This window comes from Sphaerisporangium rubeum (assembly GCF_014207705.1).
In the GTDB taxonomy this organism is placed as follows: domain Bacteria; phylum Actinomycetota; class Actinomycetes; order Streptosporangiales; family Streptosporangiaceae; genus Sphaerisporangium; species Sphaerisporangium rubeum.
On sequence record NZ_JACHIU010000001.1, the window covers coordinates 7,098,268 to 7,112,287 of the forward strand.

Annotated in this window: 14 protein-coding genes; 4 read left to right on the top strand and 10 right to left on the bottom strand. The window is 71.0% G+C overall.

Annotation, left to right across the window (positions count from 1 at the left end):
* Nucleotide 1 precedes the first annotated feature (1 nt).
* The 4 genes from BJ992_RS30125 to lhgO form a co-directional block, all read right to left on the bottom strand.
* Nucleotides 2–1,093, bottom strand: a complete 1,092-nt coding sequence (locus BJ992_RS30125) for an efflux RND transporter periplasmic adaptor subunit (RefSeq protein ID WP_184986735.1) — start codon at nucleotides 1,091–1,093, stop codon at nucleotides 2–4.
* Nucleotides 1,094–1,166: 73 nt separating this feature from the next.
* A complete protein-coding gene (locus tag BJ992_RS30130) occupies nucleotides 1,167–2,633 on the bottom strand; it encodes a sensor histidine kinase (RefSeq protein ID WP_343072935.1) in 1,467 nt (488 codons plus the stop codon).
* Complete coding sequence (locus BJ992_RS30135; protein WP_184986737.1) at nucleotides 2,630–3,334, bottom strand: response regulator; 705 nt, start codon at nucleotides 3,332–3,334, stop codon at nucleotides 2,630–2,632. The genes BJ992_RS30130 and BJ992_RS30135 overlap by 4 nt, the downstream gene beginning before the upstream one ends.
* A gap of 25 nt (nucleotides 3,335–3,359) precedes the next feature.
* The gene (gene lhgO / locus BJ992_RS30140; protein WP_343072936.1) at nucleotides 3,360–4,544 is read right to left on the bottom strand and encodes an L-2-hydroxyglutarate oxidase; all 1,185 of its coding nucleotides are present in this window, start codon (nucleotides 4,542–4,544) and stop codon (nucleotides 3,360–3,362) included.
* A 125-nt stretch (nucleotides 4,545–4,669) separates the two neighbouring features.
* Here lhgO and BJ992_RS30145 point away from each other — a divergent pair, with 125 nt between their 5' ends.
* On the top strand, nucleotides 4,670–5,062 hold the full coding sequence (locus tag BJ992_RS30145) for a hypothetical protein (protein WP_184986739.1): 393 nt from the start codon (nucleotides 4,670–4,672) through the stop codon (nucleotides 5,060–5,062).
* Nucleotides 5,063–5,216: 154 nt separating this feature from the next.
* On the top strand, nucleotides 5,217–6,044 hold the full coding sequence (locus tag BJ992_RS30150) for a hypothetical protein (RefSeq protein ID WP_184986741.1): 828 nt from the start codon (nucleotides 5,217–5,219) through the stop codon (nucleotides 6,042–6,044).
* 9 nt (nucleotides 6,045–6,053) lie between these two features.
* Here BJ992_RS30150 and BJ992_RS30155 read toward each other — a convergent pair whose 3' ends face one another.
* On the bottom strand, nucleotides 6,054–7,106 hold the full coding sequence (locus BJ992_RS30155) for a hypothetical protein (RefSeq protein ID WP_184986743.1): 1,053 nt from the start codon (nucleotides 7,104–7,106) through the stop codon (nucleotides 6,054–6,056).
* A 147-nt stretch (nucleotides 7,107–7,253) separates the two neighbouring features.
* On the opposite strand from BJ992_RS30155, the gene BJ992_RS30160 reads away from it, so the two are divergent.
* Nucleotides 7,254–8,225, top strand: a complete 972-nt coding sequence (locus BJ992_RS30160; protein WP_184986745.1) for an aldo/keto reductase — start codon at nucleotides 7,254–7,256, stop codon at nucleotides 8,223–8,225.
* A 129-nt stretch (nucleotides 8,226–8,354) separates the two neighbouring features.
* Here the strand turns inward: BJ992_RS30160 and thpR are convergent, their stop codons facing one another.
* The 4 genes from thpR to BJ992_RS30180 all read right to left on the bottom strand — a co-directional run bounded on the left by thpR (nucleotide 8,355) and on the right by BJ992_RS30180 (nucleotide 12,231).
* The gene (thpR, locus tag BJ992_RS30165; RefSeq protein ID WP_184986747.1) at nucleotides 8,355–8,912 is read right to left on the bottom strand and encodes an RNA 2',3'-cyclic phosphodiesterase; all 558 of its coding nucleotides are present in this window, start codon (nucleotides 8,910–8,912) and stop codon (nucleotides 8,355–8,357) included.
* The gene (locus tag BJ992_RS30170) at nucleotides 8,866–10,113 is read right to left on the bottom strand and encodes an MFS transporter (protein WP_184989340.1); all 1,248 of its coding nucleotides are present in this window, start codon (nucleotides 10,111–10,113) and stop codon (nucleotides 8,866–8,868) included. Before BJ992_RS30170 ends, thpR begins: the two co-directional genes overlap by 47 nt.
* A 251-nt stretch (nucleotides 10,114–10,364) precedes the next feature.
* Nucleotides 10,365–10,823 (bottom strand): MarR family winged helix-turn-helix transcriptional regulator, encoded by a 459-nt coding sequence (locus tag BJ992_RS30175; protein ID WP_184986749.1) that lies wholly within the window; start codon nucleotides 10,821–10,823, stop codon nucleotides 10,365–10,367.
* A 148-nt stretch (nucleotides 10,824–10,971) separates the two neighbouring features.
* Nucleotides 10,972–12,231 (bottom strand): MFS transporter, encoded by a 1,260-nt coding sequence (locus BJ992_RS30180; RefSeq protein WP_184986751.1) that lies wholly within the window; start codon nucleotides 12,229–12,231, stop codon nucleotides 10,972–10,974.
* A gap of 416 nt (nucleotides 12,232–12,647) precedes the next feature.
* Between BJ992_RS30180 and BJ992_RS34060 the strand changes: the two genes are divergently transcribed.
* Nucleotides 12,648–13,757, top strand: coding sequence for a cellulose binding domain-containing protein (locus BJ992_RS34060; RefSeq protein WP_184986753.1), 1,110 nt, complete (start codon nucleotides 12,648–12,650; stop codon nucleotides 13,755–13,757).
* 85 nt (nucleotides 13,758–13,842) lie between these two features.
* On the opposite strand, the gene BJ992_RS30190 is transcribed toward BJ992_RS34060, so the two are convergent.
* Nucleotides 13,843–14,010 (bottom strand): hypothetical protein, encoded by a 168-nt coding sequence (locus BJ992_RS30190; RefSeq protein WP_281390494.1) that lies wholly within the window; start codon nucleotides 14,008–14,010, stop codon nucleotides 13,843–13,845.
* Between the last annotated feature and the right edge of the window lie 10 nt (nucleotides 14,011–14,020).

Sequence of the window (14,020 nt, forward strand, 5' to 3'; positions counted from 1 at the left end):
GTCACCGGCCGGCTCCGCCGCCGACGCGAATGCCGCCGCCTCCGGGGAACCCGCCGCCGGGGAAGCCGTTCTGCCGGCCGCTGTCGGTGGTCGTGGCGGTGCGCACCACCTGGTCGCCTTCGCCGAGGCCGGAGACTATCTCGGTGGTGCCGTCGCCGCGTACGCCGACCTCGACGCGGGTGGGGACGCGCCGGCCGTTCCGGAGAACCGTGACGGTGCTCTGGCCGCCTGCGGTGGTGACGGCCGACGTGGGGACGGTGAGCACGCCGTCGGCCTTGGCCACGACGACCTGCACGCTGGTGGTCTGGCCGAGACGTACGGTCTTCGGCACGCCGGTGAGGGAGATCGTGACCGCGTACTGGACGACGTTGTCGGTGGTCTGCGGCACCGGGGAGACACGGGTGACCTTGCCTGAGGCGGAGACGCCTGGGAGCGCGTCGAAGGTCACGGTGGCGGGTCCGCCGGTCTTCAGCTTGGTGACGTCGGACTCGGTGAAGTCCCCGACGACCTGGAGCCTGCCGGTGTCGGCGATGTCGATGAAGCCGCCGGACGACGCCGCGTCGCCGGTGCTCGACGTGCCGGTGCCTGATGAACCCCCGCCGACCGTGCCGTTCACCGCGGTGACGGTTCCCGCGAACGGGGCCTTGATGACGGTGCCGTCCAGGGTGCGCCGGGCCTCGCGGTAGGCGTTCCTCGCCTGGATGTACTGCGAGTAGCCCTGCGCCGTCGAGGTGTCGGTGTCGTACACCGCGTTCAGGCTCGCTTCGGCGGCGTCCACCGCCTCACGGGCCGCGGTGTCGTCCAGGCGGGCCAGCACCTTGCCCTTGGCGACCTTCTCCCCGGCCTCGACGTAGATCTTCTTGACCGTGCCGGTGGCGCCGAAGGACAGCGACCGCGTCCGCGCGCTCTCCACCGCGCCGGACGCCGAGACCGTCGCGATGACACTCCCCCGGCTCACCCGGGCCGCCGGCGGCGCGGCCTCCTGCGCCGGTCCGCCGGTCAATGAGGCGAACGCGACACCCGCGCCACCTATCAGCAGCACCGCCAGCACGCCGTTCACAACCAGCGCTCTGCGTTTCGTCGACAACTTCACGACACCGAAGCCTGGCAAGCCTCGCTTGGATCAACCTCCACCGTCCCTGAAGGTTTCCTGGCAACGAGAAACCTCAGCCGTACGAGGCGCCGGGTTCCGGGTGAGGGGGGTGGAGGTCGGGGGTCAGGGGGAGGGTGATCCGGAACGTCGCGCCGGCGCCGGGGGTGGAGGTCACGGTGGCCTGGCCGTTGTGGGCTTCGGTCAGGGCCGCGACTATGGCGAGGCCGAGGCCGGTGCCGGTGGTGTCGGTGGTCCGGGTGCGGCTGGGGTCGGCGCGGTAGAAGCGTTCGAAGACCTGCCGGGCCTCCTGCTCGGTCAGGCCGGGGCCCTTGTCCTCGACCTCCAGGTAGGCGGTCGGGCCGGTGGTGCCTACGCGGACCGTTATGGGGGTCTTCTCCGGGGTGTGGGTCAGGGCATTGCTCAGGAGGTTGGTGAGGATCTGGCGGAGGCGGATGTCGTCGCCGGGGACGATGGGGGCCACGTCGCCGGTGATCTCCAGGGCTATGTCGCGGCCGGGGGCGAGGATGCGGGTGTCCTGTACGGCTTCGGCGGCGAGGGCCAGCAGGTCGACGGGGTGGACCGACAGGGGACGTTGCTGGTCGAGGCGGGCCAGCAGAAGGAGGTCCTCCACCAGCACCCCCATGCGGGCCGCGGCGTCCTCGACGCGGCGCATGAGGCGGACGGGGTCGCCGGCGGGGTTCTGGCGGTAGAACTCGGCGAAGCCGCGGATGGACGTCAAAGGAGTGCGCAGTTCGTGGGAGGCGTCGGCGATGAAGCGGCGCATGCGTTCCTCGGAGGTCCGCGCGGCGGACTCGGAGATCTCCCTGGCGCGGAAGGCGGCCTCGATCTGGGCCAGCATGCCGTTCAGGGACGCGGCCAGGCTGCCGACCTCGGTGCGGGGGTCGGCGTCGGGGACGCGGCGTGCCAGGTCTCCGGCGGCGATGGCGGCGGCGGTGTGTTCCATCTCGACCAGGGGACGCAGGCTGCGGCGGACGATGACCACGACGAGGACGGCGAGGACGATTATCACGACCCCGCCGACCAGCAGTTCGGTGAGCGCGAGGCGGGTGGTGATCTGGTCGACGGAGGACAGGTCGATGGCGATGAGCACGCTGCCTTCGCCGTTCACCGAGACGACCCGGGTGCGCCAGCTTCCGCCGCCTGACTCGGCCGGCACCGTGACGGGTTCCATGAGGCGGACCTCTGGCCGGGGAAGCGTGGGGCCGGGGATGCGTTCGGCGTCCAGGCCGGCCAAGGTGACGAGGACCTTGCCGTCGGGGCCGCGTACCTGGATCAGGCCGTTGGGTGGCACGCGCGAGGCCGGGCCGCCGCCGCGGAGCACGGACCGGCCGACGTCCCTGGTGAACATGCCGAGCTGCTGGTCCACCCGGTCCACCAGGTAGCCGCGCAGCACGGACACGCTGCTGATCCCGATGCCGGCGAGCGCGAAGGCCACCAGCGCCAGCATGGCGGCGATCAGCCGCACCCGCAGCGGGGTGCGCCGCACCAGCCGTCCGCCGGGGAGCCGCCGCGCGATCACGTCGCCGGTGGGGTGCGCAGGACGTAGCCGACGCCGCGCAGGGTGTGGATGAGCCGTGGCGTGGAGTTGTCGATCTTGCGGCGGAGCACGGACACGTACGACTCGACGATGCCGGCGTCGCCGCGGAAGTCGTAGTCCCACACGTGGTCGAGGATCTGGGCCTTGGACAGCACCCGGCCGGCGTTGGCCATGAAGTACCGCAGCAGCTTGAACTCGGTCGGCGACAGGGAGACCACGGTGCCGTGCCGCCACACCTCGTGGCTCTCCTCGTCCAGTTCGATGTCGGCGAACGTCAGGCGTGGCGGCGGCACCGCGGGGTCGCCGGCGGTGCGGCGCAGCACCGCGCGGATGCGGGCCACGACCTCCTCCAGGCTGAACGGCTTGGTCACGTAGTCGTCCCCGCCGAGGGTCAGCCCGCGGATCTTGTCCTCTGTGGCGTCCCGCGCCGTGAGGAACACCACCGGTGTGCGCGCGCCGCCGCCGCGCAGCCGCCGTACGACGTCGAAGCCGTCCATGTCCGGCAGCATGACGTCGAGCACGATCAGGTCGGGACGGTGCCGCCGCGCCGCCGCGACGGCCTCGGCCCCGTCGGACGCGGGGGTCACCTCGAACCCGGCGAACCGCAGGCTGGCGGCGAGCAGTTCCAGGATGTTCGGATCGTCCTCGACGATCAGCAGGCGCGCCTCTGACACTTCGGTCACGCACCCTATAGTGGCCCTGCTCACCTCAGGCCGGGATAAATCCCATGATGTGCCGCGCGATCGCCATGCTGGACGTGGCCGCGGGTGACGGCGCGTTGCGCACCAGGATGACCGGCCCGTGCACGTCCACCACGAAGTCGTCCACGAGGCTCCCGTCCCGTGCCACGGCCTGGGCCCGCACCCCGCCTTCCGTGCGGACGAGGTCGGCCCCGGTGAGCGCCGGTACATAACGCCGCACAGCGGACAGGAAGGCTCGTTTCGCCATCGAGCCGTACACCTCGGCGACGCCGGTACGCCAGTGGCGGGCCGCGAGCCGCCGCGTGCCGGGCCACGTCGCGATGTCACGCAGGTCGCGCAGGGACACGTCGCGCCAGCGGTACCCCTCGCGCGCGAGCGCCAGCACGGCGTTCGGGCCGGCGAGCACCTCGCCGTCGATGCGCTTGGTCAGGTGCACGCCGAGGAACGGGTAACGCGGGTCCGGCACGGGGTAGACCAGGCCGCGCACGAGCCCCTTGGCGGTGCCGGCCAGCCGGTAGTACTCCCCGCGGAACGGCACGATGCGCACGTCCCCCGACCGGCCGGCCATGGCGGCGACGTCGTCGGAGCTCAGGCCCGCGCAGCACACCAGCCGGTCGAACGTCAGCCGGTCGTCCCCCGCCAGCACCCGCACACCGCTCGCGGTCTCGCGTACGGCCCGCACCGGGTGCGCGAGTTTCACGGTGCCGCCGAGGTCCATGAGGTCGCGGGCCAGGCGGCGCGCGACGGCGGGGAAGTGCGCGATGGCGGTGCGCGGTGAGTGGACGGCGGCCACGCCGACGGCGTGCGGCTCGACCTCGCGCAGGCCGATGGCGTCCAGCTCGGCGATGTCCGGCACGCCGTTCTCCTTGGCGCGCTCGGCGATGCGCCGCAGCCCGGCGCGCTCGGCGTGGGTGGAGGCGATGACGAGCTTGCCTGCCTCTTCGTACGGCAGGCGGTGCTCGGCGCAGTACTCGCGCAGCATCGCGACACCGTCCCGGCACAGGCGCGCCTTGAGCGAACCGGGGGTGTAGTAGATGCCGGCGTGCACGACGCCGCTGTTGTGGCCGGTCTGGTGCGCGGCGACGCGGTCCTCCTTGTCGAGCACCGTGACGTCGGCGCCGCGCTCGGCCAGTTCGCGCGCCACCGCCAGTCCGACGATGCCGGCGCCGACGACCCCGATTCGCTTGCTCACAAAGGAAATCTCCCATGGTTGACCCGCGGTGCGCCACACGGCTTTATCACTCGGGTCACCTGACCTGCAAATTACCCCACAGGTGACATCAGTCTATCGAACAGACATTCGGGTAGGATTCTCCTGTGTACTTGCCACCTGGATGGCCGCCGGAGGTCCACCCGCCGGGTAGCCCCGACTGGGAGGCGTCCGCCGTGGCCTGGCTGCTCGACGCGGTGCCACCGGACTACCGCGCGTACGGCGTGCTGCGCCGCCACCCGCTGGCCCTGGCCCGCATGGCACGCCACCACGTCAACGCCATGGTCGAGGCGGCACGCACCGGGTACCGCGGCGCGGCCGTGGACCTCAAGGAGCACCTGCCGCCGCACGCCGTCGAGGCGGTGCTCGCGACCTACCGCCGTGAGGGACCCCGGCTCGTACAGCTCGCGGCGGCCGTCGAGCTGGTCGAGCAGGCGCTGCGCGGCGAGCCGTTCACCCCGCGGATGGACACGTCAGGAAATAGGAGACCCCCTCGGTAAAGGTGGCGGAGCACCGGGTCCAAATCTCTTCCTCCATCCACGGGCCCGCGGATGATCAGGGCATACATCGACCTGCACGCCTCCATGATCCGGTGGTCCCGGCGTGCTCGGCCCCAGATGTCTCTGGGGTGACACGTCGATCGAAGGGAAACCCATGACCCACCGCCATGCTCCGGCGTCCCTGCCGAAGCGTGTCCTCTTCCTCGCCGCCGTCACCTCCGTGACGGCCGCGTCCGGTGTCACCGCCTCCGCTGTGGCGGACACCATCCCTCCGCCGATCGTCCGGCCCTGCTACCTCGGCAACGGCAGCTTCGAGTCGCCGGGGCCGCTCATCGGACCCGGTCACCTCAGGAACGACGTCCTGCCCTGGAAGAGCAGCGCGCCAGGCGGCATCATCGAACTGTGGGGCCCCGGCAACGCCGGCGCCAACGGCGGCCTAGAGGTGCCCGCCGCGGCGGGACGGCAGTTCGCCGAGCTGAACAGCACCGGGCCCTCCACCGTCCACCAGGACCTGGCGACCGTCCCAGGGTCCTATATGGTGTGGCGGCTCCGCCACCGGGCCCGAACCACCAGCGGCGCACTGAAGGACGTGATCCGGGTACGCATCGGGCCGCCGGGGAACACGACCGCGCAGGTGCCGCTCGGCCAGCTCACTCCCCTGATCTCCGACGGCGGCACCGCGTGGGGCACGAGGACCGGCCTGTACCTGATTCCTCCTGGCCAGCACACCACCCGGTTCGCCATCCAGTCGGTGTCCTCGGTCGGCGGCCCGACGTACGGCAACTTCATCGACGCGGTGTCGATCTCCTGCACCCGGCTGCCGATCCTTCCCCCACCACCGCACCCGCCGATCCCGACGCCGCCAGGGCCGCCGACGCCACCTGGACCGCCGAGACCGCCGGTGCCGCCGAGCTCGGCTGTGCAGCCAGGCACACCGATTCCGGCAGCCGTGGACAAACCCGCAGGCACCGGATCGGGCTGACCGGACGGGTCACTGAGCGCGGCGAGCGATGAACGCGATGATGCCGGTCGCGCCGAGCGCGATGCCGAGCCACAAGGCGATCAGAGAACCGGGGACACCGCCGCCGGTGTCCCCGTCCGCCTGACCGGCCGACGCCTCACCGGCCGTGCCGTTCGGCGCGGCCGGGGTGCGCGGCGGCTCGGCGGTCAGGCGGCGCGGGGCCGCGCGGGTCGGCAACGGCACCTCGTACACCGGGCTGTTCACACCCTCGCTGCCGGTGAGCAGGGATTTGCCGTCGCGGGTGTAGGCGATGGACTCCGCCTGCCGCAGGGACGGCATTGTGACGCGGCTGATCAGCTCGCCGGGGGCACGGTACAGCGACGCCGACAGGTAGGTGCGGATGACGAAGCTCGACCCGTCAGGCGCGTAGGCGGCGTCGGTGGCCATGATGGGTGCGGGACCGACACGCTTCAGCATGTTCACCCGGTCGGTGCGCAGCCGCGCGGGTGCGCGGTAGACCGAACCGGCGAACTCCTTGCTCACGACGTACAGCCGTCCGGTGCGGGGATGCACCATGATTCCTTCGGCGTTGCGGCCGCCGTCGGCGTATTTGAAGCGGTACCGGGTGGCCTGCACGGTGGCGTCGCGCAGGGTGCGCGGCTCAGGCACCTTGTAGATCGAGTAGTCGGGCCAGGCGCCGTTGAGGTTGTCCCCGATGTCGGCGAACCACAGCACCCCCTGGCCCGTCGCGGGGTCCACGGACGCCGCCATGGCCTCCCAGTCGCGGGCCGCCGCTCCCGCCACGGTGAACGCGGCCTTGGTGCGGCCGTCGCCGCCGACGGCGTAGAAAACCGGGCCCGCGCCGCTGTCGTTGTGGGTGTAGTAGACGCCGCGATGGGTGGGTGAGACGGCGAGGCCGCTCGACTCGGTGATGCGGGGATCCTTGAAGTGGAACAGCACCCGCTCGGCCCCCGCCGCGGCCGGGCCGCCGGAGCCGCCGGCCGTCCCCGCCGCCGCAGGCGCGGCCGGGACCGCCACCAGCGCCAGGACCGCCAGCACACGTACCACCCGTAGAGTCCCCACCCGCACATCATGCCCCGGCACGTCACACGCCGCGCCGGTGGCGGACGTGCGGATCCGGTCACGCGCCGGGATGACACCGGTCTGCTGTGAAAGATCCTCACCAAGAGGGCTGGGCTGGAGCGCACTCCAGGTGCCTAGGGTGGGTCCATGGAGTACACGCACCTCGGACGCGCCGGCATCTCCGTGAGCCGCCTGTGCCTCGGCACCATGAACTTCGGGCCGGAGACCTCGGAAGAGGACTCCTTCACGATCATGGACAGGGCTCACGAGCTCGGCGTCAATTTCTTCGACACGGCGAACGTCTACGGCTGGAAGAAGGGCGAGGGGGTAACCGAGCAGATCATCGGCCGCTGGTTCGCGCAGGGTGGCGGACGGCGGGAGCGCACGGTCATCGCGACCAAGCTGTACGGGTCGATGGGTGACTGGCCGAACGACGAGAAACTGTCCGCGCTGAACATCCGCCGGGCCTGCGACGCCTCACTGAAGCGTCTTCAGACCGATCACATCGACCTGTACCAGATGCACCACGTCGACAGGGACACCCCGTTCGACGAGATCTGGGAGGCCATGGAGACCCTCCGGCAGCAAGGCAAGATCATCTACGCGGGGTCGTCCAACTTCGCCGGGTGGCACGTCGCCAAGGCCCAGGAGACGGCGCGGCGCCGTGGCTTCGGCGGCCTCGTGTCGGAACAATCGCACTACAACCTGCTCACCCGCACCGTCGAGCTCGAAGTGCTTCCCGCGTGCGAGGACTACGGCATCGGCGTGATCCCGTGGAGCCCGCTGGCCGGCGGTCTGCTCGGCGGCGTCCTGCGCAAGATCGACAAGGGCCGCTCGGCGTCGGAGCGCATGCTCGGCGAGCTGGACAAGCACCGCGACAAGATCGAGCGGTACGAAGGGCTGTGCGACGAGCTCGGCGAGGACCCGGCCAACGTCGCGCTCGCCTGGCTGCTCAGGCAGCGGGCCGTCACCGGGCCGATCATCGGCCCGCGCACCGCGGAACAGCTCGAAGGCAGCCTGCGCGCACTGGAGATCGAACTGGACGAGAAGACGCTCGACCTGCTGGACGAGATCTTCCCCGGTCCCGGCGGCACCGCACCCGAGGCGTACGCCTGGTAGGACCTCTGCGGCGGGGGGTCTCGGCTCCCCGCCGTCAGCGCAGCAGCGCGCCGGCGACGACGATGAGCACCAGCAGCGTGAGCACGAGCGGCAGCAGCCAGCGGCGGGGACGGTCCACGCTTGAGGAGCCTAGCCGCGTCCGGCCAGTGGCCACGCATCCACCGGCTCGTACCGCACGTGCGGCCCGAGGTGGCTGCGCACCAGATGAACGGTGCCGGCGTGCCACGGCGTGCCGTCGAACGCCGCGAGCGAATCGACCAGTTCCCGCAGGTCCAGGCCGGTCCGTGCGCGACCGAGCGTCAGATGGGGATGGAACCGCCGCCGCTCGGGCTCCCGCGCTCCCGCACGGTGCGCACCCGCCGCGAGTGAGGCGGCGAGCTTCGGCAACGTGGCCTCGCCGCCGCGCAGGCCGAGCCACAGCACGTTGGCCCGCTTGGCGGACGGGAAGGCCCCGGCCCCGGCGAACGCCAGCGTCATCGGCGGGTACCGGCCGGCCGCGCGGGCCAGCCGCACCGACAGGGACGGCAGCTTGTCGTCAGGCACCTCGCCGAGGAAGGCGAGCGTCACGTGCCACAGCTCGGGGGCCGTCCACCGCAGTTCGGGCCACCCCTCCCTGACCCGGCCCACGGCTCCGCTCACCTCAGCGAGCGCCTCCGGGGGAGGTGACAACGCCACGAACAACCGCACCCTGCGTCCTTCCCGCGGCGAACCGGGTGAGCAGCATCGCCAGGCCGACGCCGACGAGACACATGACACCGCAGATGACCATACCGAGACGGGGCCCGGCCAGCTCACCGACCCAGCCGATCAACGGCGCGCCGATCGGCGCACCGCCGGTGAACACCAGCACGTAGATACCCATGACCCGTCCGCGCATCTCGGGTGAGGCCGCGAGCTGCACGGTGGAGTTGGCCGTGGTGTTCGTGGTGATCATCGCGACACCGGCCGGGACCAGCAGGAACAGGAACGACACGTAGCCAGGCGCCAGCCCCGCGACGACCTCGAAGACGCCGAACGCGATGGCCCCGCCGATCAGGAAACGCCTGCTCGGCCGGATCCGCCGCGCGGCGAGCAGCGCGCCGCCGAGCGCACCGACCGCGAACGCGCTCGACGCCACGCCGAACGACGACGCACCCTGGCCGAACACCTGCTTCGCCATCACCGCGATGCTCATCGTGAAACTCGTGGCGAACATCGCGACGAAGGCCACCAGCAGGATCGGCATCAGCAGCTCGGGGCTGCGCCACACGTACCGCAGGCCCTCGCGGAGCTGGCCCTTGGCGCGGGCCACCCGCTCGGGGGTGCGCAGCTCGGACTTGCGCATCACCGACAGGCCCGCGATCACCGCGGCGAACGACGCGGCGTTCAGCAGGAAGATCGGACCGGTGCCGCCGAGCGCGTAGATCAGCACACCCGCGACGGCCGGGCCGACGACCCTGGCGAGGTTGAAGGTGGAACTGTTCAGCGCGATGGCGTTCGGCAGGTCCCTGCGGCCCACCATCTCGACGACGAACGACTGCCGGGTCGGCACCTCGACACAGGACACCGTGCCGAGCAGGAAGGCCATCACGTAGACGTGCCAGACCTGCGCGTGTCCGGTGACGGTGAGCAGGCCGAGCGTCAGGGACAGCACCCCGAGGAGCGACTGCGCCGCCATGAGCAGGTGACGCTTGGAGTACCGGTCGGCGAGCACGCCACCCCACAGGCCGAACAGGCCGATGGGGAGGAACTGCAGCGCCGTGGTGACGCCGAGCGCGGCCGAGCTGCCGTGGGTGAGCTCCAGCACCAGCCAGTCCTGCGCGGTGCGCTGCATCCACGTGCCGACGTTGGAGATCACGCTGCCGGAGACGAACAACCGGTAGTTGTGGTTGCGCAGCGACCGGAACATGCCGCCACGGGTCTCCCCGACCGGATCGGCCCCCCGGATCTCCGTGGCCTGCACCTCGGCGAGCCCGGCCTCCTCGACCGCGTCCCGCTCGGCACTCGCGGCCCCTTCCGGGGACCCGGCCGCCACCATGCCTCCGGCCCCTTCCGAGGACCTGGCCGGCCCCGGGCCTCCGGCCCCTTCCGGGTTCCGGGCCGCAGGCGTGGCGGGTTCGAGAGGGTCGGCACCCTCCCCGTCCACACCCTGTGGGGGGCTCACATCTGCGAGAGCCGTTCCAGGATCGGCGCCGCGGCCCGTAGCGTCGCTCGTTCCTCCGGCGTCAGTTCCTTCAACCGGTGCACGAGCCACGCCTCCTTGCTGCGGCGCTCCTGGGCCAGCAGGGTATGACCGGGTTCGGTCACGCTCACGGTCACCTGCCGCCTGTCGGTCGGGTGCGGTGACCGTACGAGCAGACCCCGCTCCTCCAGGGCCGAGATCACCCTGGTCATCGAAGGAGGTTGCATCTTTTCGTGCTCGGCGAGCTCGCCAGGGGTGATCCCGGAATGACGTTCGACGGCCGCGAGTGCCGCGAGCTGCGTGGGTGTCAGCGAGCTTGCTCCCGCCTGCCTGCGCAGGCGTCTGTTCAGGCGTGCCAGCGAAACGCGCAGAGCCGAGGCCAGCCCTGCGTCGCTGCGCACGTCCGAGGCGCGCGGGTTCTTGGGATTCGTTAGCATGAGTCATTACCTTTGCTAACTATATCGGACGCGTCGTCATTCCGGGGTCTCGGGGTCGTCCGACGGCAGGCACAGGGGTCCGGGGGTTGATCGGCGGCAGGGACAGGGGTGCCGTGGCCGATCGACGGCAGGCGCGGAGGTCGCGAGGTCATTTGACGGCAGGCACCGGGGTCGTGAGGCCCGCCGTCTCAGGGGAACGCATGGTGCGCACGTCCCTGGACAGCAAGGTGAACGCCGCGGCGAGCACCATCAGCCCCGCCGCGCCGTACTGCGTGGCCGACAACCCGACGCGGTCGGCCAGCGGCCCCGCGACCAGCGCGCCGAGCGGCATGGCGACGACAGAACCGAGCGCGTCGTACGCCGACACCCGTGCCAGCTTCCCCTGCGGGATGTTGCGGGCCAGCGCCACGCTCCACTGCACCATCATGATCTCCATCATGACGCCGAGCACCACCGCGGCGCCGCAGATCGCCACCAACGGCCAGCGCATCGCCAGCGAGAGCGGCGAGATCGCCATGAGCCCGCCGATGCACACGACGAACAGCATCGGCCGCCGCGGCGTGAACAGCAACGAGGCCAGCCCTCCGACGATCAGTCCCGCCGCCTCCGCCGCCGTGATCAACCCCCACGCGGCAGGCCCGCCGAGATGCGCCTTGGCCACGGCGGGCCCGAGCACCTGGAACCCGCCGTACCAGGCCATCAGCACCACCGCGAACTGCGCCACGATGGCCCACAGCCAGGTGTGGCTCACGAACTCCGACCAGCCGTCCCGCAGTTCCCTGAGCATGCCGGTCCCCGGCACCCCCTGCGCGCCTCCGGCGCGGATCGCCAGCAGCAGCGGAACCGTGCCGAACAACCCCACCCCGCACACCGTCATGGCCCACCCCGGCCCCACGGCCGCCACCACCAGCCCCGCCACCGCGGCCCCACCCATCGTCGCGATGTTCATGAAGAGCCTGCTGAGCGCGTTGGCGTCCTGCAGCAACCCGTCCGGCACGATACGCGGCAGCAACGCCTGCGAGGCCGGCCAGAACACCGCCAGCCCCACCCCCGTCAGCATCTCCAGCACGATCATGTGCCACAGCACGGCCTTCCCGGTCAGCACCAGCAGCCCGAGCGCACCCTCACTGGCCGCGATCAGCACGTTCGCCGCGATGATCACCCGCTGCGGCGGCACCCGATCCGCGAACACCCCCGAGATCAGCGTGAACACCAGCGAAGGCGCGATCTGCGCCGCCAGCACATAAGCCAGATCCGCGGTCGACCCGGTGAGATCGAGCACCGCGAACGACACCCCGACCGTCGAGAACGCCACAGCCCCCGGCGCCAGCAGCCGATCAGCCAGCAAGATCCTGAAGTCACGGATCGCGAGCACGGGAAAACGCCGGTACAGGTCCAGGCCGAACATCGTTACCGTCCGATCGTCCCCGGAAAGGGGTGGATGAGCACGCCGAACCCGGCAGAGGTCAAGGAGGCCCTCCGACGCTAGGCGATCCGCTCGCGCGGCGGCAATCCGTTTACGACAGGCACCGGGGTCCGGCCGACGGCCGCGACATTCTGACCGGCCACGTCCAGGCGCGCGTGCGCCTTCACACAGCCCACGCCGGTCAGGAGCAGGACTCCACCTTCACCCTCCGCCTCCCCACCACCCCGAACCCCTCACACCTCCCGAGCCCGGCCCTCCGCGACGACCCACCTGAACCGTTCACAGCCGACCAGCGTCTCCTCCCCCGAACGGACCCTGGTGCTTTACTCCAGCCCCAGCTCATCCGACCATCGGCGGACAAACATGTGCCGGCACGAAACCGCGAGGCAGGGTACGTCATGAAACTCGGCATTCCGTCCCTACGGAGATCCGTCCTCACCGCGACTCTGCTCGCCTCGGCCCTGGCGTTCGTCCCCGCCGCACTCGCGGCCACGGCCGACACCTCACCCCCCACGCGGCCGACCAACCTGCTTCCCTGTCCGCCGCCGTCCGCGCCTGGCACCAGCGTCCAGGGCTACGCCTCCATCTGCTGGACCTCGTCCACCGACGACGTCGGCGTCGCGGCGTACGACATCTACCGGCTGACCCAGACCGGCTTCGTCAAGGCCACCACCACGACCGGCACGGTCGGCGGCTTCTCCGGCGACTACGGCCGCAGGTACACGATGTACGTGGTGGCCAGGGACGCCGCGGGCAACACCAGCCCCCCGTCCAGCCTGATCACCGTCACCGCCACCACCGGCATCGTCCAGTCCCCCACCCCGGCCCCCGGTGACGTCACCCCGCCGTCCCAGCCGACCGGCTTCCAGGAGCCCTGCCTCGCCGACTACACCGGCGTCTCCTTCTGCTGGCAGCCCTCCACCGACAACGTCGGCGTCACCGCCTACGACGTCTACCGCGAGACCCCCACCGCCTGGCTCAAGGTCGGCACCATCCCCGCCCCCGCGAGCTTCCTGCACTTCTACGAGTCCGGCCTGGTGACCGGCACCCGCTACAACTACGTCGTCGTGGCCCGCGACGCCGCCGGCAACCTGAGCACCCCCTCGTCGACCCTGAGCGCTCTGGCCCGCCAAGGCCTCCCCGTCCCCACCCCCACGCCGACCCCCACCCCGACCCCCACGCCGTCCCTCTCCTGCCAGGCCACCTACACCGCCACCACCTGGTACAACGGCCTCTCCGCCAACGTGACCATCCGCAACACCGGCACCACCCCCATAGTCGACTGGGTCGTCACCATCGACTACCCCTCCCCCGGCCCCGTCCTGACCCAAGGCTGGTCCGCCACCATCACCCAGTCCGGCCCCCAACTCAAAGCCGCAAGCCTCCCCTGGAACCGCACCATCCCCCCGAACGCCACCATCCAGTTCGGCTTCAACGCCTCCTACACCGGCACCCCCCCGGCCCCCTCCAAGATCAGCGTGAACGGCGTCCCCTGCACCCGAGTCTGAGCCCGACCTCAGCGCGCCGATCCATCCTTGATCGGACCTACGGAAAGGCCGTTCCGGGACGTGGTGGTCCCGGAACGGCCGAGAGTCAGCTGAGGCCGAAGAGGATCTTCAGTGGGCCGATGGCGAAGTAGATGACGAAGAGGATGGCGACCACCCAGAGCAAGGGGTGGACCTCGCGGGCTTTGCCCTTCACGGCCTTGATGAGGACGTAGGAGATGAAGCCGGCGCCGATGCCGTTGCTGATGGACTTCACTATCAAGTTG

Coding starts and splice junctions, on each gene's coding strand:
- BJ992_RS30150 (WP_184986741.1), top strand. CDS start 5,217: ATGACCCACCGCCATGCTCCGGCGTCCCTGCCGAAGCGTGTCCTCTTC.
- BJ992_RS30160 (WP_184986745.1), top strand. CDS start 7,254: ATGGAGTACACGCACCTCGGACGCGCCGGCATCTCCGTGAGCCGCCTG.
- BJ992_RS30170 (WP_184989340.1), bottom strand. CDS start 10,113: ATGTTCCGGTCGCTGCGCAACCACAACTACCGGTTGTTCGTCTCCGGC.
- BJ992_RS30175 (WP_184986749.1), bottom strand. CDS start 10,823: ATGCTAACGAATCCCAAGAACCCGCGCGCCTCGGACGTGCGCAGCGAC.
- BJ992_RS30180 (WP_184986751.1), bottom strand. CDS start 12,231: ATGTTCGGCCTGGACCTGTACCGGCGTTTTCCCGTGCTCGCGATCCGT.
- BJ992_RS34060 (WP_184986753.1), top strand. CDS start 12,648: ATGAAACTCGGCATTCCGTCCCTACGGAGATCCGTCCTCACCGCGACT.